Raw genomic sequence first — 22,683 nt, forward strand, 5'->3', positions numbered from 1 at the left:
CGCATGGACCCGCACGTCGCTCCTGTCGCCCTCGACAAGGCGTCCAGGCTGATCAACCACGGCCCCACGGTGCTCGTTTCCGCCCGCTCCGGCGGCGTGGACAATGTGATGGCCGCGGCCTGGGCCTGCGCGCTCGACTTCGCACCGCCCAAGCTGACCGTGGTGCTGGACAAGATCGCCCGGACGCGGGTGCTGGTCGAGGAGAGCGCCACCTTCGTCATCCAGGTCCCGACCGCCGCCCAGCTCGAGCTGACGCGGGCGGCGGGCACCCGGAGCCTGGCCGCCGAGCCGGACAAGCTGGAGCGCATCGGCGTCGAGCTGTTCCAGTTCGCCGGCCACGATCTCCCCTTCGTCGCGGGGTGCTCGGCGTGGCTGGCGTGCCGGCTCATTCCAGAGCCGCATATCCAGCAGGCCTACGATTTGTTCATCGGCGAGGTCGTCGGCGCCTGGGCCGACACCCGCGTGTTCCGCGACGGCCGATGGCACTTCGAGAGCGCCGGACCGGAATGGCGCAGCCTGCACCATGTCTCGGGCGGTCACTTCTATGCGATCGGCGAGGCCCTGGCCGCCCAGTCCTAAGGCCCGGGCGGTTCTGCCGGTCTCTCAGTCCTCCTCCGCCGCCAGCTGGGCCAGGATGCGGCCCTTGCCCATCTGGCGCAGCACCAGCGGCACAACCACGACCAGGACGGTGATCGCCAGCAGGGTGATCGAGATCGGCGAGGAGATCAGGATCATCGGGTCGCCGCGGCTGTTCTGCAGCGCCCGGCGCAGCGGCAGCTCCGCCATCGGCCCCAGGATGAACCCGACGACCACCGGCGCGATCGGGTAGTGGAAGCGGCGCAGCATGTAGCCGAGCAGGCCGAAGGCCAGCAGCAGCCCCAGCTGGAACGACGACGGGTTGGACCCGATCGTGCCGAGCGTGGCGAACACCAGGATGCCGCCATACAGCCAGGGGCGGGGGATCGACAGCAGCCGGACCCACAGCCCGACCAGCGGCAGGTTCAGCACCAGCAGCATGGCGTTGGCGACGAACAGGCTGGCGATCAGGCCCCAGACCAGGTCCGGATTGCTCTGGAACAGCAGCGGGCCTGGCTGGATGTTGTACTGCTGGAACCCGGCCAGCATGATCGCCGCCGTGGCCGAGGTCGGCAGGCCGAGGGTCAAGAGCGGCACCAGCGTGCCGGCGGCCGAGGCGTTGTTCGCCGCCTCCGGCCCGGCCACGCCCTCGATGGCGCCATGGCCGAACTCCTCGGGATGCTTCGACAGCCTCTTCTCGGTGGCATAGGACAGGAAGGTCGGGATCTCGGCGCCGCCGGCGGGCATCGCCCCGATCGGGAAGCCGAACAGGGTGCCGCGCAGCCACGGCTTCCAGGACCGCTTCCAGTCCGACTTGCTCATCCAGATCGAGCCGCGGATCGCCTCGATATGCTCCTCGGTGCGGCCCTGGCTGCCGGCGACCGACAGCGCCTCGCCGATGGCGAACAGGGCGACCGCCAGGATGGTGACGCCGATGCCGCTCAGCAGCTCCGGGCTGCCGAAGGTCAGCCGTGCCCGGCCGCTCAGCTCGTCCAGGCCGATCAGGCCGATGGCCAGGCCGATGGCCAGCGAGGTCAGGCCGCGCATCGGCGAATCGCCGAAGGCGGCGGAGACGGTGACGAAGGCCAGGATGATCAGCGCGAACTTCTCCGGCTCGCCGAAGGAGATCGCGATCTTGGCGATCTCGGGCGCCACGAAGGCCAGGCCCGCCGTCGCGATCGTGCCGGCCACGAAGGACCCGATCGCCGCCGTGGCGAGGGCGGGGCCGCCGCGGCCGGCGCGGGCCATCTTGTTGCCCTCCAGCGCCGTGATGATCGAGGCGCTCTCGCCCGGGGTGTTGAGCAGGATCGAGGTGGTCGACCCGCCATACATGCCGCCGTAGTAGATGCCGGCGAACATGATCAGCGAGCCCCCGGGGTCGAGCGAGTAGGTCACCGGCAGCAGCAGCGCCACGGTCAGGGCCGGGCCGATGCCGGGCAGCACGCCGACCGCGGTGCCGAGGATGACGCCGATCAGGGCGTACAGCAGGTTGACCGGCTGCAGGGCGACGGTGAAGCCCTGGGCGAGGAAGCCGAAAGTGTCCATGCGTCAGGCCCCGATCACGAGAACAGCTTTTCCAGCGGGCCCGCCGGCAGGGTCAGGTCCAGCCCGGTGCTGAAGATGAACCAGACCACGAAGGCGAAAACGATGCCGATCGGGATGGTCCGCCACAGCGGGCCGCGGCCGAAGGCCTTCACGGTCGCGGCGAACAGGAGGCCGGTGGCGATCGAGAAGCCGGCCGTGTTCAGCAGCAGCATCTGGGCGGCGAGGCCGCCGATGATCCAGATGATCGGCGGCAGGTTGTCCTTCTCGCGCGCCGGCGGGTCGCCGCGCCAGGCGGCGACCGCCGTCCACGCCGCCATGATCAGCAGCAGGCCGCCGATCAGGCGGGGGAAGATCGCGGGCCCGAACCGGGCCGCGAATCCCCTCACATTGAGCTGGCTGGCGTCCCAGAACAGCACCACGGCGGCGACAGCCAGGGCCGCGGCGATCCCCAGGACCGGCCAGTCCGGCCGACGCCCCTCAGCATGTTTCGGCGTGGCGTGTTCCGGGGCGGCGCTCATTCGGCCAGACCGATGTCTTTGAGGATCTGGCCGGTGGTGCCGATGTCGGCGGCGAGCTGCTTGTCGAACGCGTCGCCGGCCAGGTAGGTGTCGATCCAGCCCTTGGTCTTCAGCGTGTCCTGCCAGGTCTTGGACTTGGCCAGCTTCTCGATATCGGCGGCGACGGCGGCCTTCTGCTCGGCGCTCAGCCCCGGCGCCGCGGCGACCATGCGCCAGTTCTGCACCACCACGTCGAGCCCGGATTCCTTCAGGGTCGGGGCCTCGACGCCCGGCAGCCGCTCGGCGCTGGACACCGCCAGGACGCGCAGCGCCCCGGCCTTCACCTGGGAGTCGAACTCGCCATAGCTGGAGATGCCGGCCGTCACCTGGCCGCTGAGCACCGCCGCCAGGGCCTCACCGCCGCCGGAATAGGCGATGTAGTTGATCTCGGTCGGGTCGACCCCGGCCGCCTTGGCGATCAGCCCGACCGCGATGTGGTCGGTGCCGCCGGCCGAGCCGCCGGCCCAGGTCACGCCGCCCGGATCCTTCTTCAGGGCTTCGACCAGCTCCTGCACCGTCTTCAGCGGCGAATCCTTGGGCACCACGATCGCCTCGTACTCGCCGGTCAGGCGGGCGATCGGGGTGACGTCGGCCAGGGTGACCTGCGACTTGTTGGTGATGATGCCGCCGACCATGACGTAGCCGCCGACGATCAGGGCCTTGGGGTCGCCCTTGTTCTGGCTCACGAACTGGGCCAGGCCGATCGTGCCGGCGGCGCCGGGCACGTTGACGACCTGGACGCTGCGCGAGATGCCCTCGGTCTGCAGCGCGGCCTGCATCGACCGCGCGGTCTGGTCCCAGCCGCCGCCGGGCGCGGCCGGCGCGATGATGGTGTAGTCGTTGGCCCGGGCCGCCAGCGGCAGCGCCAGGACGGCCGCCAATGCGGCGATCGCGAATGTCTTCATGAGTGTCCTCCCCCTTGTCGATCTGGTTTTGGCCGAAAGCATAGCGCCCCGTGCGCGCGGCGCACAGGATGGTCGCTTATCGGCCGTTGCTGATGGACGGAATTCGGATGGGCCGCCGCCGGTCGCGGGGCTCTTGCCTCTCGGGTGACATCGGGACCTCCCTGGCCTGTTGCTTCTGCCCGGGCATCGCGATCGGCCCGGTTGCAGGGATCAGTCTAGCCGCCGAACCTGTCAGCGTCCTGTCATCGGCTCGGTGCCCGACGTCAGGTCCCAGGTGGCGAGGATTGGGTCAGGCCGCGATCAGATTGAGCCGCTTCTCGATCCGGTCGAGCCGGGCTTCGATGCGGTCGATGCGAGCGGACTGGCCGGCGAAATCGGCGTGCAGCCCGGCCACCTGGGTTTCCAGAGAGGTCAGGCGTCGGCCATGGTCCTGCTGCGTCTCGATCACCCGATCGATCTTCTCGTCGATGCGGCGGAGATAGACCAGCATCAGGTTGTCGAGCTCGTCCGTCATGCTGGAAATATGGCGGCGGCGGGCCTCGGTGTCCATGGCTTGGGCGTCAGCGTCCTGTCATCGGCTCGGCGCCGTTGGAGACCAGGCGCCGCCACGTCTCGAGGAAGCGCTCGCGGCGCCGCTCGTCCAGCGCCACCAGCAGCGACGGCCCCAGCGGGATCGGCTGCAGCGCGCCCTCGGTCTTGCCGGCGATGCTGCCGGCGGACCAGGGGCCGGAGATGTCGGGCATGATCGCGCCCAGGCCGGTGACGCCCGCCGCCAGGGCCTGGCCGCGCGGCGACAGCAGGTAGTCGACAAAGGCGCGGGCCAGCTCGGCATCCGGGGCAGCGCGGGGAATCAGCGCCACCCGGGTCATCACCAGGGCATAGTCCTCCGGCACCACCACGCCCAGGCGCAGCCCCGCCGCCTGCCGCGCGAAGGCGTAGGAGCCGAGCAGGTTGTAGCCGAGGATCAGTTCGCCGCTGACGATCCGGTCCAGCATCTCCGGGCTGCTGCCGCTCAGCTTGGCGTCGACCCGGCCGAAGGCCGCGGCCAGCCGCCAGAAGTTGGAGGAGATGAGCGCGTCCTGGCTGGCCAGCAGGTGGCCGATGCCGCTGACCGCGATGTCGTAGGTGGCGACCCGGCCGCGGAACCGCTCCGGCTGCGCCTCCAGCAGCGCGATCAGCTCGGCATGCGACCGCGGCACCTCGGCCTCGGCCAGCAGGTCGGGGTTGTAGGCGATCACCGCCGGCTCGAAGGTGAAGCCGATCGCCTCGGCCCGCCACTGCGCCCAGTGCGGCAGCCGGTCGAGCCAGGGCGAGGCATAGGCCTGGGCGAAGCCGTCATTGGCCAGCTTCACCTGCAGGTCGGGGGCGGAGCTGATCATCAGGTCGGGCACGGGCGACAACTGCCCACTCGACGCCGCCTGGTACATCGGCAGCGTGTCGGTCTCCTGGTACACCACCCGGATGTCCGGCCGCAGCGCCTGGAAATCGGCGATGAAGCGGGCGAAGAGCGGGGTGTCGGTGGCGCCGAGGATGGTCAGCGTCCGCTCGCCGCCGGCCGGGGCGGGGTAGACGGTGGTGCCGGGCGCGGCCCGGCCGGGTTCGACCGATCCCGCCAGCAGGGCCGCGGCCAGCAGCACCGCCGCGGCCGGGCCGTGCGGCCGCCGCCGTGCCGGCTCCGCCATCGGCAATGCGACCTCGACCTGCAGCCCGCCGCCCGGCCGGTCCAGCAGGGCCAGCGTGCCGCCATGGGCCGCGGCCACGGTGCGGACGATCGACAGGCCCAGCCCCGATCCCGGGCGGTCCCGGCTGCCCTCGCCGCGGGCGAAGCGCTCCAGCACCAGGTCCTTCTCCGCCGCCGGGATGCCCGGCCCCCGGTCGGAGACGTGGAGCACCGCCCGGCCGCGCTCGACCGCCGCCTCGATCTCGACCGTGCCGCCCGGCGCGTGGGTCAGGGCGTTGTGCACCAGGTTCCACAGCATCTCGCGCAGGGCCACGCGGTCGCCGCTGATCTCGGCCCGCGCCGCCTCCGGCGCCAGCGCCACGGCCAGCCGGCCGGCCTCCTCGAAATCCAGGCGCTGGCGCACATCCTCGACGATGGCGTCGAGCGCCACGACCGTCGCCTCGCGCGCCTCCAGCCGGTGGCGCACGGTCGCGTCCATCAGCAGCTGGTTGACCAGATGGCTGGCCTGCACCGCATTCTGGTGGATGCGGACGACGCGGTCGCGCAGCTTGGCGGGATCCTCCTCGTCGACCGCGACCTCGGCCTGGGCGCGCAGCGAGGCCAGCGGCGTGCGCACCTGGTGGGCGGCGTCGGCGACCAGGCCGCTGACCCGCTCCATCACGCTGCGCAGCCGGCCGATGAAGTCGTTCAGCGCCCCGGCCAGCTGCTGCACCTCGACCGGCACCGGGACCTGCACCGGCGACAGATCCTCCGGCGCGCGGCGGCGCAGCTCGCGCTCCATCACCACCAGCGGCGCGAAGGCATAGCGGATGCCGAACCAGACCAGGGCGATGGCGACCAGGCCGAGGGCGGCGAGGGGCAGGGCGGCCTGGCCCAGGATCTCCGACGCCAGCGCCGCGCGGGCGCCGCGGGTCTCGGCGACGCGGATGGTGGCCCAGCCGGCCTTGCCCTCGACGAAGACCAGCCGGCCGACCGTCGCGATCCGCACCGCCTCGCCGTGATAGGTGCCCTCGGTGAAGCCGGGCGTGGCCGAGGCCGCCTGCGGCAGCCCGGCGCCGAGGTCGCGGTAGCCGGTGACGAAGGCGCCGTCCGGCGCCGCCACCTCGTAGAACACCCGGTCGTCGTCGGAGAAGTCGAGCATCGCCAGCGAGGCGGTGGGCAGCTCGACCGTGACCGCGCCGTCCTCGATCTGCACCGCGCCGGCGATGGTGAAGGCCGAGGCGGCGAGCAGCCGGTCGAAGGCGCTGTCTGAGGCGCCGCGGGCATAGTCGCGGATCAGGGCGACCAGCCCAATGCCGGCCAGCAGCAGCGCCAGCACGGTCAGCGCCAGCATGCGCCGCCGGATCGAGGCGCGGCCGGCCTTCGCACTCACTCGCGGGTTCCGCGCGGCTGCACCCGATAGCCGGTGCCGCGCAGGGTGACGATGTCGATATCGGCGCCCTCCAGCTTGCGGCGGACGCGCGAGACCAGCAGCTCCAGCGCGTTGACCGACACCTCGGCCTCGTCGCCGAACAGCTGCATCATCAGCCTGTCCTTGGCCGCGACCTGGCCGGCGCGGGTCAGCAGGATCTCCAGCAGGCGGAACTCGCGGCGGCCGAACTCGACATGCTGGCCGGCGACGGTGACGGCGCGCCCGGCCAGGTCCAGGGTGACGTTGCCATGCGCCACGGTGCTGCTGGTCTGGCCCGCCGGCCGCCGCAGCAGGGCCCGCAGCCGCGCTTCCAGCTCGCGCAGGTCGAACGGCTTGACCAGATAGTCGTCGGCGCCGAGGTCGAGGATGCCGACCTTGTCGTCGATCTCGGACCGGGCGGTGACCACCAGCACCGGGGCGTCGACGCCGCGGCGGCGCAGGTCGCGCAGCACGGCGAAGCCGTCCTGGCCGGGCAGCATGATGTCCAGCAGCACGGCGTCGAAGGCATCGTGGCCGGCGGCCTCGACCGCCGCCAGCCCGTCGCGCACCCATTCGACCGAATGGCCGGATTTGCGCAGCCGGTTCTCCACCGCCTCCCCGAGATCGGGATTGTCTTCGACCAGAAGGATCCGCATCCGTCCTTCTTGTCGGAAAGCGCAGGGCGCGGCAAGGCGGTCGCGCCGAGGCGGCGTCAGACCGCGTCCTGCAGATGGCCCGACGGCGCGTACTTCACCTGCCAATCGGCGATGCAGCCGAGCGTGCCGCATTTGCGGCACCGGAGCCCGACATAGAGCCAGCGCACGTCTCCGCTGTCATGCAGCGAGAAGCCGACGCCGATATTGGCCTGATCGGAACGGCATTTGCAGCGCCACGGTTTCAGCTCCGCCTCCGCCGAATACTCTTCGCTGTCGCAGACGAAATGCGCGGTCGAACATCGCGCGCAGCTGCGCCGCACGCAGCCTTCGTCGGCATCGGCTTCCACCCTGAAGTCGACCGAAGAGCAGGGACATTGCGCCAGGCGGAACGCCGAAATCGGCATGCCCTCGACGTAGGCCCGCAGATAGGCCTTGATGTCCAGCGGGTGCGTGCCGACCCAGTATTTTCCAGTCGTATCGATGGTCATGATCGGTCCCCCCGGCCAGTTCCCGGAATGATCCTATCAGACCCAAGGCCGGCACAAGCGCCTATGCCGCCGCCTCGGACAGCAGCCACAGCCGCATCGCCGCGACCTTGCGGGTGTCCCACAGCTCCGGCGGCGCGACGATGTAGAAGCCGCGGCCCGGCGGCAGGCGGACATCCAGCGGCGGTGCCGCCAGGTGCCCGGCCTGCAGCTCGCGCTCGACCAGCGGGCGGGGCACCAGGGCGATGCCCTGGCCCAGCAGCGCCGCCTCGATCGCATGCAGGGTGTGGCTGAAGCGGACGCCGCGCCGGGCCTCGGCTTCGTCGCGGCCGCTGGCGCGGTACCATTCGGCCCACAGGAAGTGGGAATCATGCAGCAGCGGCACCCGGGTGCCGAGATCGGCCGGGTCGAGCGTGCCGTCGGGCCGGCACAGCGCCGGGCTGCACACCGCCACCGGATCGGCCGGGAACAGCAGCTGCGCCGCCAGGCCGGGATCGACGCCGGTGCCGTAGCGCACCGCCAGGTCGACGCCGTCGCGGCGGAAATCGACCAGGTCGTTGGAGGCCGAGAGGCGGACATCGATGCCGGGATGGCGGCGGGTGAAGCCGTCCAGCCGCGGCACCAGCCAGCGCGACACGAAGCTGGGCGTGGCGCTGACCGTCAGCACATCGGCCTGCTGGGCGATCCGGGCCGCGGCGTCGGCGATCAGCCGGAACGCCTGCTCCACCGGCGGCAGCAGCGCCTCGCCGGCCGGGGTCAGGGCCAGGCCGCGGGCGTGGCGCTCGAACAGCGCGGCGCCCAGCGCCTGCTCCAGCCCGCGCACCTGCTGCGCCACGGCGCTCTGGGTCACGTTCAGCGCCTCGGCCGCCGCCCGGAAGCTCAGGTGGCGGGCCGCGGCGCGGAAGGCGCGCAGGCCGTTCAGCGGCGGCAGCCGGTCGGCGAGCATGTAGTTTTCCTGCAGCCTGGGTGAAGAACTTCCCGTTTGTCTCCTCCGCCCGGCGGGCGCATCTGTCAAGCACGGCCTAAAGGAGAAATCAGGATGAATACGACCGAACGGGTGGCCATCGTCACCGCCGCCAGCAAGGGGATGGGCGCCGCGATCGCCCGCGAGCTGGCCCAGCGCGGCTACAGGCTGGCGCTGTTCGCCACCTCCGACGCGGTGACCGCGCTGGCCGACGAGCTGGGCGGCATCGCCGTGCGCGGCTCGGTGACCGAGCCGGCGGATTTGCAGCGCCTGGTCGATGCGACGCTGGAGCGCTGGGGCCGGATCGACGCGGTGGTCAACAACACCGGCCACCCGCCCAAGGGCGACCTGCTGGCGATCCCGGATGCTGACTGGCATCTCGGCCTCGACCTGGTCCTGGTCAATGTCGTGCGCCTGGCCCGGCTGGTGACGCCGGCGATGGAGCAGGCGGGGAAGGGCTCGATCGTCAACATCTCGGCCTTCGGCGCGGTGCAGCCGGGCGCGGCCTATCCGATCTCGTCGGTGCTGCGGGCCGGGCTGTCGGCCTTCACCAAGCTGTATGCCGACCGCTACGCCGCCGCCGGCATCCGCATGAACAGCGTGCTGCCCGGCTTCATCGACAGCTATCCGGAGACGCCGGAGCTGATCGCCCAGATCCCCTCGAGGCGCTTCGGCACGGTCGAGGAGATCGCCGCCACCACCGCCTTCCTGCTGTCCGACGAGGCCGGCTACATCACCGGCCAGAACCTGCTGGTCGATGGCGGGCTGGTGAAGGGGATCTGACGGTCAGGCGGCCCGTGCCGTCCGGCCGCGCGCCGGCTTCTCGTTCTGGTTCTTATGGGCTTCGCGCGCCTCCGCGTCCGTCAGCGGGCGGGCGGCGAGGCGGCCGGCGATGACGCTGACCGCCATCAGCTGGAAGAAGTGGAACAGCATAAACGGCGCCAGCACCAGGCCGAGCTGCGGCGAGGTGCCGAACATCAGCCGGGCCAGCGGCACGCCGGTCGCCAGCGACTTCTTCGAGCCGCAGAAGGTCGCGGCGATGGTGTCGGGCAGGTCGAAGCCGGCCAGGCGGCAGACGGCCCACATCACGGAGAAGGCGACGCCGAACAGCAGCACCACGCCGGCGACGATCTCGACCAGCACGATCGGGTCTTGCTGCGACCAGATGCCGGATGCCATCGAATCGGCGAAGGAGCCGTAGACGATCGCCAGGATGATGACCCGGTCGGCCATCTTGATCCGGGCGTAGTGGCGGTTGGCCCAGGCGCTGAGCAGCGGCCGCACCAGCTGGCCGAGCACGATCGGCAGCACCACCAGCAGCGCCACCTTCAGCAGCACCGGGCCGAGCGGCATCGGCGCGCCCTGGTTGTGGGTGTACCAGGCCATCAGCAGCGGCGTGATCGCGACACCGAGCAGGCTCGACAGCGTGGCGTTGAAGATCGAGGCCGGCAGGTTGCCGCGCGCCAGCGAGGTCATCGCCACCGAGGAGGAGATGGTCGAGGGCAGGACGGCGAGGAAGAAGAAGCCCAGCAGCAGCTCCGGCCGGATCCAGCCCTCGCCGAGCGCGCCGACGCCCAGCACCAGGGCCGGGAACAGGATGAAGGTGCCGGCGGTGGCCACCAGGTGCAGCCGCCAATGCGACGCCCCGGCCCGCATCTTCTCCGGCGCCAGGGTCAGGCCGTAGAGGAAGAACACGACCGAGACGCCGTAGGTCGAGATCCAGTCCCAGTGCAGGGGGCCGCCGGTGACGCCCGGTGTGGGCCAGAGACACGCCGCGAGGGCGACGAGGGGAAGGGCGATCATGAACCAGTCGGGCTTAGCCCGGCGTGTCTTGCTCATCACTCACTCGCAACTTGCTCGGGTGACCCGTGCATTCCGTATACGAAATAGGATGCGGCATGCCCGGACCACCCCCGATCCGGCATGGGTGTGTTGCAGTGCGGAAATGGATGCTGCAGATGCGAAGGGGCGCGCGGCGCTTCAGCCCACGCGCCAGACGAAATACGGCCAGTCCGGCGTCTCGAAGGGCAGGGCGGTCCAGCGCGGCGCCTGCAGCGGCCGGTCGCTGACCACCAGGCCGCCGGGCGCCATCAGCGGATCGACCAGCCCGGCCAGCCAGCCGGCCTGGGCGGCGTCGCGGGCGCGGTCCTCGCTGCCGAAATCGGCATGGGCCAGCGCTGCGGGTGCGCGACCGGACAGGGCCGGCAGGGTCTCGCGGAAATCGCCCAGCACCAGGTCGGCGCCGGCCGGTGCGGCATCGGGCGGGGCGTGCAGGTCGCGGTCGAAGGCGATGATCTGCCGTTCCGGGAACAGCTTGCGCAGATGGCTGTAGGTGCGGCCCTTGCCCAGGCCGATCTCCAGCACCGGGCCGGGCAGGCCGCGGATCTCCTCCGCCGCCCGCTCCAGCGCCCGGCGCTGGGTGGTGAGGCGGGCGATCATGCGGTCGAGGCGGCTGTCCATGGGGTGGCTCCGGGCAGGCTCGATGGATGTCGAAGGCCGCCACTGTAGGTTCGGCCGGGGACGCCGTCGATCCCGCGGATGCAGGCTGAAATTTGTCAGGTCGTCCGGACAAATTCACCGGCCTGTCACATCCTGGGTGTAGGGTCGCCGTATTCCGCCCGACACCGAGGACAGGTCATGACCGCCCCTGCCTACGCCACCTGGCACACCGACCCGCAGAAAGAGGCCGCGATGGGCCCTTCGCACGCCCCGCTGTGGCGCCATTTCATCGAGACGCTGCCGGACCGCGACCTCACGACCCGGACTGTCCTGGATTTCGGCTGCAACCGGGGCGGCTTCCTGCGCCTGCTGCACACGCTGCGGCCGTTCCGCCGGGCCGTCGGCATCGACATCGCCTCGGACTCGATCGCGGCGGCGACCGCCGACCGAGGGGACCTGCCGCTGCATTTCGAGGTGGCGACGGACCTGTCGCCGTGGGCGGACAGCTTCGACATCGCCTTCAGCTACGAGGTGATCTATTTGCTGCCCGACCTCGCCGGCCACGCCAGGGGCATGTTCGACGCGCTGCGCGACGGCGGGGTCTACTACGCGGTCACCGGCTGCCACACCGAAAGCCCGCTCTGGCCACGGTGGCGGGAGGTGATCGGCGCCGCCAGCAACGCGCCGGTGCAGGACCGCGCCCCGCAGGACTTCATCGAGGCCTTCGCCGCGGCCGGATTCGCCGTCTCGGTGAAGCGCTTCGGCTATGACGGCTTCATCCCGGCGACCAAGGACCGGTCCTACTATCCCAGCATCATCGATGCGATCACCTATGCCGCCGACCACAAGCTGCTGTTCCGGCTCGAGAAGCGCGTCTGAGAGGCCGTCATGACCGCGATCGAGCGCCGCCCCGGCAGCGTCCTCTGGCACCAGCTGGGCGACGCGCTGGCGGCGGAGATCGCGGCGGGGCGGCTGGCGCCGGGCAGCCGGCTGCCGACGGAAGCGCAGCTGGTGAAGCGGTTCGGCGTCAGCCGCTTCACGGTGCGGCAGGCGCTCGGCCATCTGGAGGCGCGCGGCCTGGTGCGCGCCGAGCAGGGGCGGGGCACCTTCGTGCACAAGGGCACGCTGGACTATGCGATCTCGCCCCGCACCCGCTTCCACAGGAACCTGATCGAGCAGGGCTTCGAGCCCGGCGGCGAGCTGCTGCTGCATGAGGAGATCGCGGCCCCCGACCGGGTCGCGGACCGGCTGCGGGTCTTGCCGGGCACCATGGTCATCCGCCGCCGCGGCGTCATGACGGCCGACGGCGTGCCGGTCGAGCTGGGCGACTCCTTCTACCCGGCCGGCCGGTTCCCCGGGTGGGAAGAGGCCAGGCGCGCGCATCCGACCATCACCGCCGCACTCGCCGTCTACGGCATCGACGATTACGAGCGCGTCTCGACCTCGATCGAGGCGCGCATGCCGACAGCGGAAGAGGCGCGCCTGCTGCGGCAGCCCAGATCCATCCCCGTCATGGTGGTGGAGAAAGTGGATGCCGACCGCGCCGGCGTCGCGTTCTGCTACTCCTCCGCGGTGTGGTCGGCCGAGCGGGTGACCTTCACGATCCCGCGCGGCTAGGCCCGCGGCCGATCGCGGCGGTGCTGGCTGTGGAATCCGGGGACCCGGGTTGCTATGGTCTCGCCCGCCGGGCCGGCCCGCCGCCCGGCGATGCGGTTGCGTGCGCGGCCGCAGGGCTCACCTGGGAAAGAGACGGAGACGATGCTCGACCGCCGTAGCTTGCTGAAGCTGGCCGCTGCCACCCAGTTGTTCGGGATGTTCGGAGGGGCTTCCGCCCTGGCGGCGGCGCCGGCCGGGCTGCGCTACGGCGAGGCCGCGCCGTTCTCCTACGATTGGCTGAAGAGCCGGGCCCGCGCCCTGGCGGCCGCGCCCTACGCCTCGCCGCCGCGGCCGGATCCGGCGACCGTGGAGTCGATCGACTACGACGCCCATGGCAAGCTGAAGTACAAGCCGGACTACGCCCTGTACGGCGACGGCCAGCCCGGCGCGTATCCGGTCACCTTCCAGCATGTCGGCCGGTTCTTCCCGAAGACCGTGCGGATGCATGCGGTCGATCCCGCCGCCGGCACCGCGCGCGAGATCCTGTACGACCCGCAATACTTCACCGTCGGCCCGGACAGCCCGGCCGCCAAGCTGGCGCCGGAGCCCTCGGCCTTCGCCGGCTTCTGGATCCAGGAGGCCAAGGACAAGGGCGACTGGAAGACCGAGGAGCCCTGGGTGGCCTTCCTCGGCGCCTCCTATTTCCGCGCCAAGGGCGAGCTCGGCCAGGTCGGGCTGTCGGCCCGCGGCATCACCATCACCCCGGGCTCGGGCGGGCCGGAAGAGTTCCCGGACTTCATCGGCTACTGGTTCGAGCCGGCGAATTCCGACGCCGACGCGGTGACGGTCTACGCCCTGCTCGACGGGCCCAGCCTGACCGGCGCCTACCGCTTCCTGATGCGGCGCACCGCCGGCGTGGTGATGGATGTCGACACCACGCTGTTCCTGCGCCAGCCGGTCGAGCGCCTGGGCGTGGCGCCGCTGACCTCGATGTTCTGGTACTCCGAGACGGTGAAGAAGACCGCGATCGACTGGCGGCCGGAGGTGCATGACAGCGACGGGCTGGCGCTGTGGACCGGCGGCGGCGAGCACATTTGGCGGCCGCTGAACAACCCGGCCCGGATCGTGGTCTCCAGCTTCTCCGACCAGTCGCCGCGCGGCTTCGGCCTGCTGCAGCGCGACCGCAACTTCGACCATTACGGCGACGGCGTGCGCTACCACCTGCGCCCGTCCGCCTGGGTCGAGCCGCTGGGCGACTGGGGCCGCGGCCAGGTGCAGCTGGTCGAGCTGCCGACCGACGACGAGATCCACGACAACATCGTCGCCTACTGGCACCCGGAGGCGCCGACCAAGGCCGGCGACGAGTTGCCCTTCGCCTACCGCCTGCACTGGATGGCGGACGAGCCGTACCCGACGCCGCTGGCCCGCGTGGTGGCGACCCGTCTCGGCCGCGGCGGCCAGCCCGGCCAGCCGCGCCCGGAAGGGGTGCGCAAGTTCATGGTCGAGTTCCTCGGCGGCCCGCTCACCGACCTGCCCTTCGGGGTGAAGCCGGAGCCGGTGTTCTGGGCCTCGCGCGGCACCTTCGCCTCCTACACCCTGATGGAGGCGGTGCCGGACGACGTGCCGGGCCATTGGCGGGTCCAGTTCGACCTGGCGGTCGACGGCGACGACCCGGTCGAGATGCGGCTGTTCCTCAAGGCCGGCGACCAGGTGGCGTCCGAGACCTGGCTGTTCCAGTACCGCCCCTTCGTGTCGGACGCCCGGCCGGTCGGGAACTGACGGCGAGGCGGCCGGGCTACAGCGCCTGGCCGCTCTCCTTGCCGTCGGGCCACCAGATGCGCCAGTCGCCCTGGCCGACCCGGCAGGCGATGCCGCCGCCGTTGCGCGGGCCGTCCGGCCCCTCGACCGCCTCGACGAACTCGCGGCAGAAGCGGCCGGAGGCGTCGATGAAGGTCGAGACCGGGCGGACCCGGCCGGTCGAGGCGCCGTCGCGCCACGGCGTCTCGACGCCGTTCGGCGCCTGCTCCAGCACCTCGGCCCGCCGGGCCTCGATCGCCGTCTGGGCGGCCAGGCGGACCTGCTCCCCCGTCTCGATCCGGGCGACCCGGTCTTCCAGCCGGTCGATCACGCGCAGCGCGGTCCAGCCGCCGCCGATGACGGCGAGCAGCGCCGCGGCGGCCGCGATCGCCCCGAGCCAGCGGACGGCCGGGCGGCGGCGTCGCGCCGGGATGGCGGACGGACGCGGTGCCAGCAGCCCGGCCAAGGCTAGCGGCAGCGGCTCTTCCACCGGCGGGTGGGCGGCGGCCAGCAGCGCGGCCATCTCGCGTTCGTGCCGCAGCATCTCGGCCAGGGCCGGGTCGCGGGCCAGCGCCGCCTCGACCAGCCGGCGGCGCTCCGTGTCCAGCGTGCCGTCGGCGTATCCGGCGATCCAGTCGGTGTCGATCGTCATGGTCGCCTCCATCACCGTCGGGCCGCCATGGCCATCGCGACCGCCGGGCGCCGCGACAGCAGATGCTGCAGCGCCTGGCGGCCGCGGTGCAGCCGGCTCATCACCGTGCCCACCGGCACGTCCAGCGCGTCGGCCGCGGCGGCATAGCTGAGGCCGCCGGCCGAGACCAGCAGCAGCACGCTGCGCTGCTCCTCCGGCAGCCGGTCGATCGCCCGCTGCACCGCCGCCAGCATCAGCGTCGCCTCGACCTCGGCCTCGGCGTCGCCGCCCGGCAGCGTGTCGGGATCGACCGGTTCGGCCATGTCGCCGCGGCGGCGCCCGGCTCGCAGCCGGTCGAGATGCAGGTTGTAGGCGATGCGGAAGATCCAGCCCTGCAGGGTGGCGGCCGCGGCGGCCTGGTGCGCCCGCTCCAGCGCCCGCTCGCAGGTGGCCTGCAGCAGGTCGTCGCCCTCGGGGGCGGAGCCGGCGAGGGCGCGGGTGAAGGCACGCAGCCGCGGCAGCGAGGCCAGCAGCGCCCCCTTCACATGCTCCGCCGGATCGGACATTCCACCACCACCCCACTGTTGCGAATCACCCGTCCGCGCCGTTGTATCAACGCGCGACACGACGTCCCGGTCCGGGCGGGATAGCAAAATTTTTGCACGATTCCGCGGAATGATCGCGGCGCCTCGGACGTCAGAAATGTGACACGGGCCGTCGCGGCCCGCTTCGACACCACGGTTCCGGAGGTCCCCATGCGTATCCGTTCTGCAGCGACGCTGCCCATCGTGGCGGCTTTCGGACTGCTTTACGCCACCGCGGCGAGCGCCGCCGCCTGGGGGGATCTCAAGGACGTCTCCAAGCCGCAATTCATCACCATCAAGGACAATGGCGGCGGGAATGGTGGTGGCAATGGCGGAGGGAACGGCGGCGGGAATGGCGGCGGGAATGGCGGCGGGAACGGCAACGGCGGTGGGAACGGCAACGGGGGCGATAAAGGCGGAAACAGCGGCAACGGCAACGCCGGCGGGAAGGCCAGCGGCAGCGGCGTCGGCAGCTCGGCGGATGACGACGACAGCCCCGGCAACAGCGGCAAGATCAGGGGCACCCGCGGCGGAACCAGCGTCGGCAGCGCCGACGATGACACGGATGCTCCCGGCAACAGCGGCAAGGCCAGGGGCAAAGCCAAGGCCGACACCATCTCGCTCGACGACGACACCACCGCCGCGCTGATCGGCTCCGGCTGGTCGCCGACGGTCGGCAACGGGACGTTCCGCAACCACGGCGCGCGCGTCTCCGCCCTGGTCGGGCTGGCCAAGGAGCTCGGCTACGGCGCCAATGTCGGCGCCATGCAGGCCAATTTCGGCACGCCGCAGGAGACGGGCATCCGCGACCTGCAGGAGCGGATCGCCGATCTCAAGGCCGATCCGCTGGCGGATCCGCACCTGATCGACGCGCTCGAGGCCGATCTCGCCGACAAGATCCAGGAGGTCAAGCCCGGCACCGGCCCGGCCGGCGACTGGGAGACCACCAATCTGGACGTCGACGGCAACGGCGTGGTCGACGACCACGACCTGGCGCTCGCCCGCGAAGGCTTCCGCCCGTTCGACTGACGATCCCGGCCGAATTCGCCGCCGGCATGGCCTCGCCGTGCCGGCGGTTCTGTTTGGCCTGTGGCTCAATCAGTCGAACCGCAGCGGGATGTTGATGGTGATGCCCGGGGCCGGGGCATAGTAGTAGGGCGGCGGCTCGACATAGACCGGCGCCGGCCGGCGATAGTAATAGGGCCGCCCGTAATAGCCGCCATACGGCCGCTCATAGATGACGACCGGCGGCCGCGGCCGCGCATAGTGGTAGCCATGGCCGTGATGGGACCGGGCCCAGGGTGGCCCGCCGCCATGCCAGGGCTTGTGATGGGCCAGGGCCGGCCCGGCGGTGGCCAGCACCGCCAGGGCGGTCAATGCCGGCACGAGGATTCGTCGTCGGATGCTCATCTCGATCAATCCCCTTCTCCGGGCGCCCGTCGAGACGGACACCCCTCAGACCAGGGACGATCGAGCCGCGCGCTTTATTCCATCGATCAGGCGGCGAAGGCGGGGTCCTGCCGCATCAACTGGCGCTTGACGCTCTCGAGATGCATCCGGGCGCTCTCGGCGTCGCCCTCGCGCATCTGCTGGTAGGTCCGGCGGGCGATCTCGGCTGGCACCGGGCGCAGCGTGCGGCCCGTGCTCAGCGCCTTGACCTGCACCTCGGCCGCGCGCTCGAGGTAGTACAGGTCGTCCCAGGCCTCGGCGATGGTCGGGCCGCACACCATCACGCCGTGGTTGCGCAGGAACACGATGTCGGCGTCGCCCAGCGTCGCGGCGATGCGGTCGCCCTCGGCCTCGTCCAGCGCCAGGCCGTTATAGGCATCGTCGACCGCGGTGCGGCCGTAGAATTTCAGCGCCGACTGCCCGGCCCAGACCAGCGGCTGGCCCTCCACCATGCTCAGCGCCGTGGCGTTCGGCATATGGGTGTGGAAGGCGGCCCGCACCCGCGGCACCTGCTTGTGCAGCCGGGCATGGATGTAGAAGGCGGTCGCCTCCGGCTTGCCGTCGCCGTCGATGACGTTGCCGTGGAAGTCGCAGACCAGCAGGCTGGAGGCCGTGACCTCGGCGAAGGCCAGGCCGTAGGGGTTGACCAGGAACAGGTCGTCGCGGCCGGGCACCATCGCCGAGAAATGGTTGCAGATGCCTTCCTCCAGCCCCAGCCGCGCGGCCATGCGGAAGCAGGCGGCCAGGTCGATCCGGGCCTGGCGCAGCGCCGCCCAGTCGATCTCGCCGATATTCGACAGCCGGGACGGGTCGGCGGCTTGCAGCTCATGGGCCATGGCGAGGTCGTCCTGTGCAGGCAGCGGGAAGATGGCGCATCCTTCAACAGCCGGCCCGGAGGCGCAATCGCGATCAAACAAGCGGCGTCCGCCGTCGGCACAGTGCCGGCGAACGCTGCGGGAGAGGGGCATGGGCGCGGTCCAGCGGGCGGTCTGGTTCATCGAGAACCGGTTCTCGGCGGAGGTCACGCTCGACGCGATCGCCGAGGCCGCCGGCGTGTCCCGGTTCCATCTGTGCCGGCTGTTCGGCGTCGCCACCGGCCGGTCGGTGATGCGCTATGTCCGCGGCCGCCGCCTGACCGAGGCGGCGCGGGTGCTGGCGGCCGGCGCCACCGACATCCTGGCGGTGGCGCTCGACGCCGGCTACGGCTCCCACGAGGCGTTCACCCGGGCCTTTCGCGACCAGTTCGGCCTGACGCCGGAGCTGGTGCGCGGCCAGGGCCATGTCGACAACCTCGCGCTGGTGGAGCCGATCCGGATGGACGAATCGCTGATCATCGACCTCGATGCCCCCCGCTTCGAGACCGGCAAGACCCTGCTCGTGGCCGGGCTGGGCGGCCGCTACACCTTCGAGACCAACGAAGGCATTCCGGCGCTGTGGCAGCGCTTCGGGCCGCAGATCGGCCATGTGCCGAACGAGATCGGCGGCGCCGCCTACGGCGTCTGCTGCTGTGCCGACGACGCCGGCAATTTCGACTATATCGCCGGGGTCGAGGTCGCCAGCTTCGACGAGCTGCCGGCGGAGTTCGCCCGGGTGCGCATCCCGGCCCAGCGTTACGCGGTGTTCAGCCACCGCGGCCACATCTCGCGGATCCGGGCGACGCATTACACGATCTGGACCCGCTGGCTGCCGGGCTCCGGCCACGCCTTCGCCGACGCGCCGAGCTTCGAGCGCTACAGCGCGGATTTCGATCCCTGGACCGGCACCGGCCTGGTCGAGATCTGGATGCCGGTCAGGAGCTGACCCGCGCGGCCCGGGCCGGGGCACGCTGGCCGCGCCCCGACGTCGGGACGCCGGCGGCCGGCGCCAGCCGGTCGCACTGCATCAGCAGCCGGACCAGCTCGGCCTGGCGGCGGGTGCCGGTCTTCTCGAAGATCCGGGTCAGATGGGTCCGCGCCGTGGTCGGGGCGATCGACAGGCGCTCGGCCACCGCCTGCATCCCGTCGCCGCGGCTGATCTCGGCGGCGAACACCGCCTCGGCCGCGGTCAGGCCGAACAGCTCCTGCAGCAGGGCCGGCGACGGCGTGCCGGCGATGTCGGGATCCATCACGAACAGGGCCACGCAGGGCGCCGCGCCGCCGCGCACCGGGATCACGGTCACCAGCAGCGGCGGCGCTCCCGACGGCCGCGACAGCCGCAGCCGCGCTCCCCCCGCCGCGGCCGTGGCGATGGCCTGCCGCAGCCGGCCGGTCTCCTCCGGAATGGCGGTGGTGATGCCGAACGGCGTGGCGTACAGCCCGTCCGCCCGCGCCACGATCGTCCCGGCGCGGCGGTTCAGCCGGATCGGCCGGGCCGTCGCATCCGCGATGATCACGCCGAGGTCGAGCCAGTCCAGCAGATCCTCGATGCCGCTGTCCCCGTCCTCGCGGCGCCGGGAGGCAGCAGCCTCCCCCTCATCGTCGTCCTGGTCCGCCGCCAGGGCCTCCGCGCCGATCGCCCGGGTCGAGAGGACGGCGGCCAGGCCGGCATTCATCGTCAGGGAATAGTCGAGATCCGCAGCGCTATCGATGCCCGCCATGACCTGTGCCTCTTTGTGCTCGACGCGTTGTCCGCCCTGCGTCGAGGTCCGGCATGGTTCGGGGGCGGCGCCGTGAGAGACACCGTAGGCGCCGTGCTGTGGCCGCGCTTCGGTGCGCCTGCCCAATTTTCGCGGCGGAGGCTACCTAGTTTTCGCCGGCGGAGAGCAGCCAGGGCTCGCTGTGCAGGCGCAGGACGACATCCATCCGGCTGCTGGCGTTCAGCTTGCCCAGCACCGCCGAGACATGGTGCTCGACCGTGCGGGGCGACCGCACCAGCCGGCGGGCGATGTCCTGGTTGCCCATGCCCTGGGCCAGCAAGCGCAGCACCTGCAGCTCGCGCTGGGTCAGGCCGAGCGGGTGGCGGCGGGCGGCGGCGTAGGGGCCGCGGCGCGCCCTGGGCAGCTGGTCGGCCACGCCCAGGCGCTGCGCGGTCCGGCGGGCCAGCTGGGCGGCGGGCCGGGCCTCGATCTCCTCCAGCATCGCCACGGCCCGGGCCAGGGTCAGCCCGGCCTCGCTGCCGCGGAGCTGGGTCAGGGCCAGCGCCGCCTCATAGGGCAGGCCGAGCCGCGTCCATTCCGCCGCGGCCGCCGCCGGATCGCCGGCCAGCTCGGCCGCCCGCGGCGCCGGGGCCCGCTTCGTCGCCGGCGGCAGGGGCGCCGTCATCTCGCAGCGCCGCCACCACACCGCCAGCTCGCCCAGCGCCCAGGGGTCGAAGCTGTCGAGATCCATCGCCGCCACGGCCGCCAGCGGCTCGCGGGCGGCATCGAGATCGCCGGCCAGCCACGCCGCCTCGGCCAGGGCGAAGCGCACCGGCGCGATCAAATGCAGGTCGCCGGTCTCCAGCGCATGCCGCAGCGCCTGCTGCAGCAGGGCCGGGGCGTCCGCGTCGCCCAGGCGCGTCCGCACCCGGCCCAGCACGATCAGCGCGGGCAGGCGGATCGTTGGCGCCAGCAGGTCCAGGCCGACCACCCCGCCGGCGATCGATTCGGCCTCGCGGAACCGGCCCTGCTCCAGGCGCAGCCGGGCCTGCCAGCCGACCTGGTAATGGGTCCAGGCATCCAGATCGTGCCGGGTCTCGAAGGCAATGCCCTCGGCCAGCACCCGCTCGGCCAGGGCGAAATCCTTGAACACCACCGCATACTCGGCGAGGTTCATGTAGGCCCGGGCGGCGTGCTCGTGGAAGCCGTGCTCCAGGGCCAGGGCGAGGCTCTCCTCCATCATCTCCAGCCCGCCCGGCCGATCGACGAACAGCAGCGCGGTGGCGACGTTGTTGAGCGCGTGCACCCGGGTCTCGACATCGCCCAGCCGGTCGGCCAGCGCGATCGCCCGCTCGCCCCACTCGACCGCCTCGTCGACATGACTCTGCTGCATGTGCAGCTGCGAGCGCACGCTGCAGGCCATCGCCAGCTCCGGCCCGGGCGGCAGGCGCTCCAGCTCGCGCAGCGCCTCGTCGACGCAGTCGCCGGCCTGCCGCACCTCGCCGCGCGACCACAGCAGCCGCGCCAGCGCCCGCAGGTTCAGGCCGACCTTGTCCATGCGGCCCAGCTCGCGCCACAGCGCGATGGCGTGCTGCCGGGCCTCGATCACCGTGTCGTCGATGCGCAGCGCCAGCCCGGCCTCGTTGGCCCAGTCCTCGTGCAGCTGCGCCGCCACCGCCTTCGGCGCCTCGCCGGCATAGCGCAGGGCGGTCGCCAGATGCGCGGCGGCCTGGTGATGGGCGCCGAGGCGCGAGGCCTGGGCCGCGGCCTGCGGCGCCAGATCCAGCACCCGGGCGCCGTCATCCGCGGCGGCGGCATGGTGCACCTGGCGCGGCAGCAGCGCGCCGGCCAGCGCGGTCGGGGCATAGGCCATCGCCGCCTCGACCCGGGCATGCAGCGCCTGCTGCACCGCCGGCGACAGCTGGTCCAGCGTGGCCAGCCGCGCCAGCTCGTGGCGGAAGCCGACGGCGCCCTGGCCGTCGCGCAGCAGCATGCCGCGGCCGATGCAGCGGTCGACCGCGGCGTCGGCCCTGGCGCCCAGCAGGGTCCGCGCCAGCCAGGGTTCGACGCTGCCGGGCACGATGCTGATCGTCTCCAGCGCCTCGCGCTCCTCCGGCGCCAGCCGCGACAGCCGCGACCACACCGCGTCGCGGATCGAGGCCGGGATATTCCCCGGGATGCCGGCCGGCGCGGCGTCCTGGCTGGCCAGCAGCTCGGTGACGAAGAACGGGTTGCCGGCGGTGATCCGGTGCAGCTCGGCGGCGGAGCGGCCGGCCTGCCGCGCCAGGGCGGCGACCGCCTCGGGCGACAGCGGCTGCATGGCGAGGCGGACGGCCGTGGCCGGCAGGTCGCCCAGCACCTGCCGCAGCGGGTGGTCGGGCCCGACCTCGTCGCTGCGGTAGCTCAGCACCAGCAGGACCCGCAGCACCGGCATGCGGCGGCCGAGATACTTCATCAGGTCGAGCGTCGCATTGTCGGCCCAATGCACGTCCTCGAACACCAGGACGGCGGTCTCGGGCAGCTCCTGCAGGGTGTTTAGCAAGGCTGGGAACAGCCGCTCTGGCGCCGCCGTCTGGTCCAGCAGCGCCGCCATCCGGGCCCCGAGGGCGTGCGCCATGTCCTGCAGCGGGCCCAGCGCGCGCGGCGTGAACAGCGCCTCGGACCCGCCCCACAGCACCCGGTGGCCGGGGCCCAGGCGGCGGGTGAACTCCTGCAGCAGCGCGGTCTTGCCGATCCCGGCCTCGCCGCCGAGCACGATGGTGCCGCCATGGCCCTCCGCGGCGCGCCGGGCCAGGTCGATCAATCGGTCAAGCGGCTCTTCGCGCTCGATCAGCATAAAATCGGCGACTCCCCTGTGCCTGCTTGGATTTCAGG

The 22,683-nt window shown here is 72.0% G+C and carries 23 protein-coding genes; 7 read left to right on the forward strand and 16 right to left on the reverse strand.

Going from position 1 to position 22,683, the window contains the following annotated elements; genetic code table 11:
* Positions 1 to 3 precede the first annotated feature (3 nt).
* Complete coding sequence (locus ACTOWL_RS04160) at positions 4 to 579, forward strand: flavin reductase family protein (RefSeq protein WP_441319927.1); 576 nt, start codon at positions 4 to 6, stop codon at positions 577 to 579.
* Positions 580 to 603: 24 nt separating this feature from the next.
* On the opposite strand, the gene ACTOWL_RS04165 is transcribed toward ACTOWL_RS04160, so the two are convergent.
* The 8 genes from ACTOWL_RS04165 to gcvA all read right to left on the reverse strand — a co-directional run bounded on the left by ACTOWL_RS04165 (position 604) and on the right by gcvA (position 8,741).
* Positions 604 to 2,121 carry a tripartite tricarboxylate transporter permease gene (locus ACTOWL_RS04165; RefSeq protein ID WP_441319928.1) on the reverse strand — a complete coding sequence of 506 codons (1,518 nt, stop codon included), beginning with the start codon at positions 2,119 to 2,121 and terminating at the stop codon, positions 604 to 606.
* A 14-nt stretch (positions 2,122 to 2,135) separates the two neighbouring features.
* A complete protein-coding gene (locus ACTOWL_RS04170) occupies positions 2,136 to 2,639 on the reverse strand; it encodes a tripartite tricarboxylate transporter TctB family protein (RefSeq protein ID WP_441319929.1) in 504 nt (167 codons plus the stop codon).
* Positions 2,636 to 3,583 (reverse strand): Bug family tripartite tricarboxylate transporter substrate binding protein, encoded by a 948-nt coding sequence (locus ACTOWL_RS04175; protein ID WP_441319930.1) that lies wholly within the window; start codon positions 3,581 to 3,583, stop codon positions 2,636 to 2,638. The genes ACTOWL_RS04170 and ACTOWL_RS04175 overlap by 4 nt, the downstream gene beginning before the upstream one ends.
* A gap of 289 nt (positions 3,584 to 3,872) precedes the next feature.
* Positions 3,873 to 4,133, reverse strand: a complete 261-nt coding sequence (locus ACTOWL_RS04180; protein WP_441319931.1) for a hypothetical protein — start codon at positions 4,131 to 4,133, stop codon at positions 3,873 to 3,875.
* A 10-nt stretch (positions 4,134 to 4,143) separates the two neighbouring features.
* Positions 4,144 to 6,636 carry a sensor histidine kinase gene (locus ACTOWL_RS04185; protein ID WP_441319932.1) on the reverse strand — a complete coding sequence of 831 codons (2,493 nt, stop codon included), beginning with the start codon at positions 6,634 to 6,636 and terminating at the stop codon, positions 4,144 to 4,146.
* Positions 6,633 to 7,310: a response regulator transcription factor gene (locus tag ACTOWL_RS04190; RefSeq protein WP_441319933.1), complete on the reverse strand. Its 678-nt coding sequence runs from the start codon at positions 7,308 to 7,310 to the stop codon at positions 6,633 to 6,635. Before ACTOWL_RS04190 ends, ACTOWL_RS04185 begins: the two co-directional genes overlap by 4 nt.
* Positions 7,311 to 7,366: 56 nt before the next feature.
* Entirely contained in the window at positions 7,367 to 7,798 is a 432-nt protein-coding gene (locus ACTOWL_RS04195) for a hypothetical protein (RefSeq protein ID WP_441319934.1), read from the reverse strand.
* A 61-nt stretch (positions 7,799 to 7,859) separates the two neighbouring features.
* Complete coding sequence (gcvA, locus tag ACTOWL_RS04200; RefSeq protein WP_441319935.1) at positions 7,860 to 8,741, reverse strand: transcriptional regulator GcvA; 882 nt, start codon at positions 8,739 to 8,741, stop codon at positions 7,860 to 7,862.
* Between the two features lie 93 nt (positions 8,742 to 8,834).
* Here gcvA and ACTOWL_RS04205 point away from each other — a divergent pair, with 93 nt between their 5' ends.
* On the forward strand, positions 8,835 to 9,542 hold the full coding sequence (locus ACTOWL_RS04205; RefSeq protein WP_441319936.1) for an SDR family oxidoreductase: 708 nt from the start codon (positions 8,835 to 8,837) through the stop codon (positions 9,540 to 9,542).
* A gap of 3 nt (positions 9,543 to 9,545) precedes the next feature.
* On the opposite strand, the gene ACTOWL_RS04210 is transcribed toward ACTOWL_RS04205, so the two are convergent.
* Complete coding sequence (locus tag ACTOWL_RS04210; protein WP_441319937.1) at positions 9,546 to 10,598, reverse strand: bile acid:sodium symporter family protein; 1,053 nt, start codon at positions 10,596 to 10,598, stop codon at positions 9,546 to 9,548.
* A 141-nt stretch (positions 10,599 to 10,739) separates the two neighbouring features.
* Positions 10,740 to 11,219, reverse strand: a complete 480-nt coding sequence (locus ACTOWL_RS04215) for a class I SAM-dependent methyltransferase (RefSeq protein ID WP_441319938.1) — start codon at positions 11,217 to 11,219, stop codon at positions 10,740 to 10,742.
* Between the two features lie 177 nt (positions 11,220 to 11,396).
* On the opposite strand from ACTOWL_RS04215, the gene ACTOWL_RS04220 reads away from it, so the two are divergent.
* The 3 genes from ACTOWL_RS04220 to ACTOWL_RS04230 all read left to right on the forward strand — a co-directional run bounded on the left by ACTOWL_RS04220 (position 11,397) and on the right by ACTOWL_RS04230 (position 14,573).
* On the forward strand, positions 11,397 to 12,077 hold the full coding sequence (locus tag ACTOWL_RS04220) for a class I SAM-dependent methyltransferase (RefSeq protein ID WP_441319939.1): 681 nt from the start codon (positions 11,397 to 11,399) through the stop codon (positions 12,075 to 12,077).
* A gap of 9 nt (positions 12,078 to 12,086) precedes the next feature.
* On the forward strand, positions 12,087 to 12,815 hold the full coding sequence (phnF, locus tag ACTOWL_RS04225; protein ID WP_441319940.1) for a phosphonate metabolism transcriptional regulator PhnF: 729 nt from the start codon (positions 12,087 to 12,089) through the stop codon (positions 12,813 to 12,815).
* Between the two features lie 141 nt (positions 12,816 to 12,956).
* The gene (locus tag ACTOWL_RS04230; protein WP_441319941.1) at positions 12,957 to 14,573 is read left to right on the forward strand and encodes a glucan biosynthesis protein; all 1,617 of its coding nucleotides are present in this window, start codon (positions 12,957 to 12,959) and stop codon (positions 14,571 to 14,573) included.
* 16 nt (positions 14,574 to 14,589) lie between these two features.
* On the opposite strand, the gene ACTOWL_RS04235 is transcribed toward ACTOWL_RS04230, so the two are convergent.
* Together ACTOWL_RS04235 and ACTOWL_RS04240 are read right to left on the reverse strand one after the other, a co-directional pair.
* A complete protein-coding gene (locus ACTOWL_RS04235) occupies positions 14,590 to 15,243 on the reverse strand; it encodes a hypothetical protein (protein WP_441319942.1) in 654 nt (217 codons plus the stop codon).
* Positions 15,244 to 15,254: 11 nt separating this feature from the next.
* A complete protein-coding gene (locus tag ACTOWL_RS04240; RefSeq protein WP_441319943.1) occupies positions 15,255 to 15,788 on the reverse strand; it encodes an RNA polymerase sigma factor in 534 nt (177 codons plus the stop codon).
* A 189-nt stretch (positions 15,789 to 15,977) separates the two neighbouring features.
* On the opposite strand from ACTOWL_RS04240, the gene ACTOWL_RS04245 reads away from it, so the two are divergent.
* Positions 15,978 to 16,835, forward strand: a complete 858-nt coding sequence (locus ACTOWL_RS04245; RefSeq protein ID WP_441319944.1) for a hypothetical protein — start codon at positions 15,978 to 15,980, stop codon at positions 16,833 to 16,835.
* 69 nt (positions 16,836 to 16,904) lie between these two features.
* Here ACTOWL_RS04245 and ACTOWL_RS04250 read toward each other — a convergent pair whose 3' ends face one another.
* Together ACTOWL_RS04250 and ACTOWL_RS04255 are read right to left on the reverse strand one after the other, a co-directional pair.
* Positions 16,905 to 17,216 (reverse strand): hypothetical protein, encoded by a 312-nt coding sequence (locus tag ACTOWL_RS04250; RefSeq protein ID WP_441319945.1) that lies wholly within the window; start codon positions 17,214 to 17,216, stop codon positions 16,905 to 16,907.
* Between the two features lie 86 nt (positions 17,217 to 17,302).
* Positions 17,303 to 18,091: an aldolase gene (locus ACTOWL_RS04255; RefSeq protein WP_441319946.1), complete on the reverse strand. Its 789-nt coding sequence runs from the start codon at positions 18,089 to 18,091 to the stop codon at positions 17,303 to 17,305.
* A gap of 130 nt (positions 18,092 to 18,221) precedes the next feature.
* Between ACTOWL_RS04255 and ACTOWL_RS04260 the strand changes: the two genes are divergently transcribed.
* Positions 18,222 to 19,055 carry an AraC family transcriptional regulator gene (locus ACTOWL_RS04260; RefSeq protein ID WP_441319947.1) on the forward strand — a complete coding sequence of 278 codons (834 nt, stop codon included), beginning with the start codon at positions 18,222 to 18,224 and terminating at the stop codon, positions 19,053 to 19,055.
* On the opposite strand, the gene ACTOWL_RS04265 is transcribed toward ACTOWL_RS04260, so the two are convergent.
* Together ACTOWL_RS04265 and ACTOWL_RS04270 are read right to left on the reverse strand one after the other, a co-directional pair.
* Positions 19,045 to 19,830 carry a helix-turn-helix transcriptional regulator gene (locus ACTOWL_RS04265; RefSeq protein WP_441319948.1) on the reverse strand — a complete coding sequence of 262 codons (786 nt, stop codon included), beginning with the start codon at positions 19,828 to 19,830 and terminating at the stop codon, positions 19,045 to 19,047. The two genes, ACTOWL_RS04260 and ACTOWL_RS04265, sit on opposite strands and share 11 nt — an antisense overlap.
* Before the next feature lie 145 nt (positions 19,831 to 19,975).
* Positions 19,976 to 22,645: an ATP-binding protein gene (locus ACTOWL_RS04270; RefSeq protein WP_441319949.1), complete on the reverse strand. Its 2,670-nt coding sequence runs from the start codon at positions 22,643 to 22,645 to the stop codon at positions 19,976 to 19,978.
* Positions 22,646 to 22,683: the final 38 nt, after the last annotated feature.

Source organism: Inquilinus sp. CA228, assembly GCF_052078665.1.
In the GTDB taxonomy this organism is placed as follows: Bacteria; Pseudomonadota; Alphaproteobacteria; order DSM-16000; family Inquilinaceae; genus Inquilinus.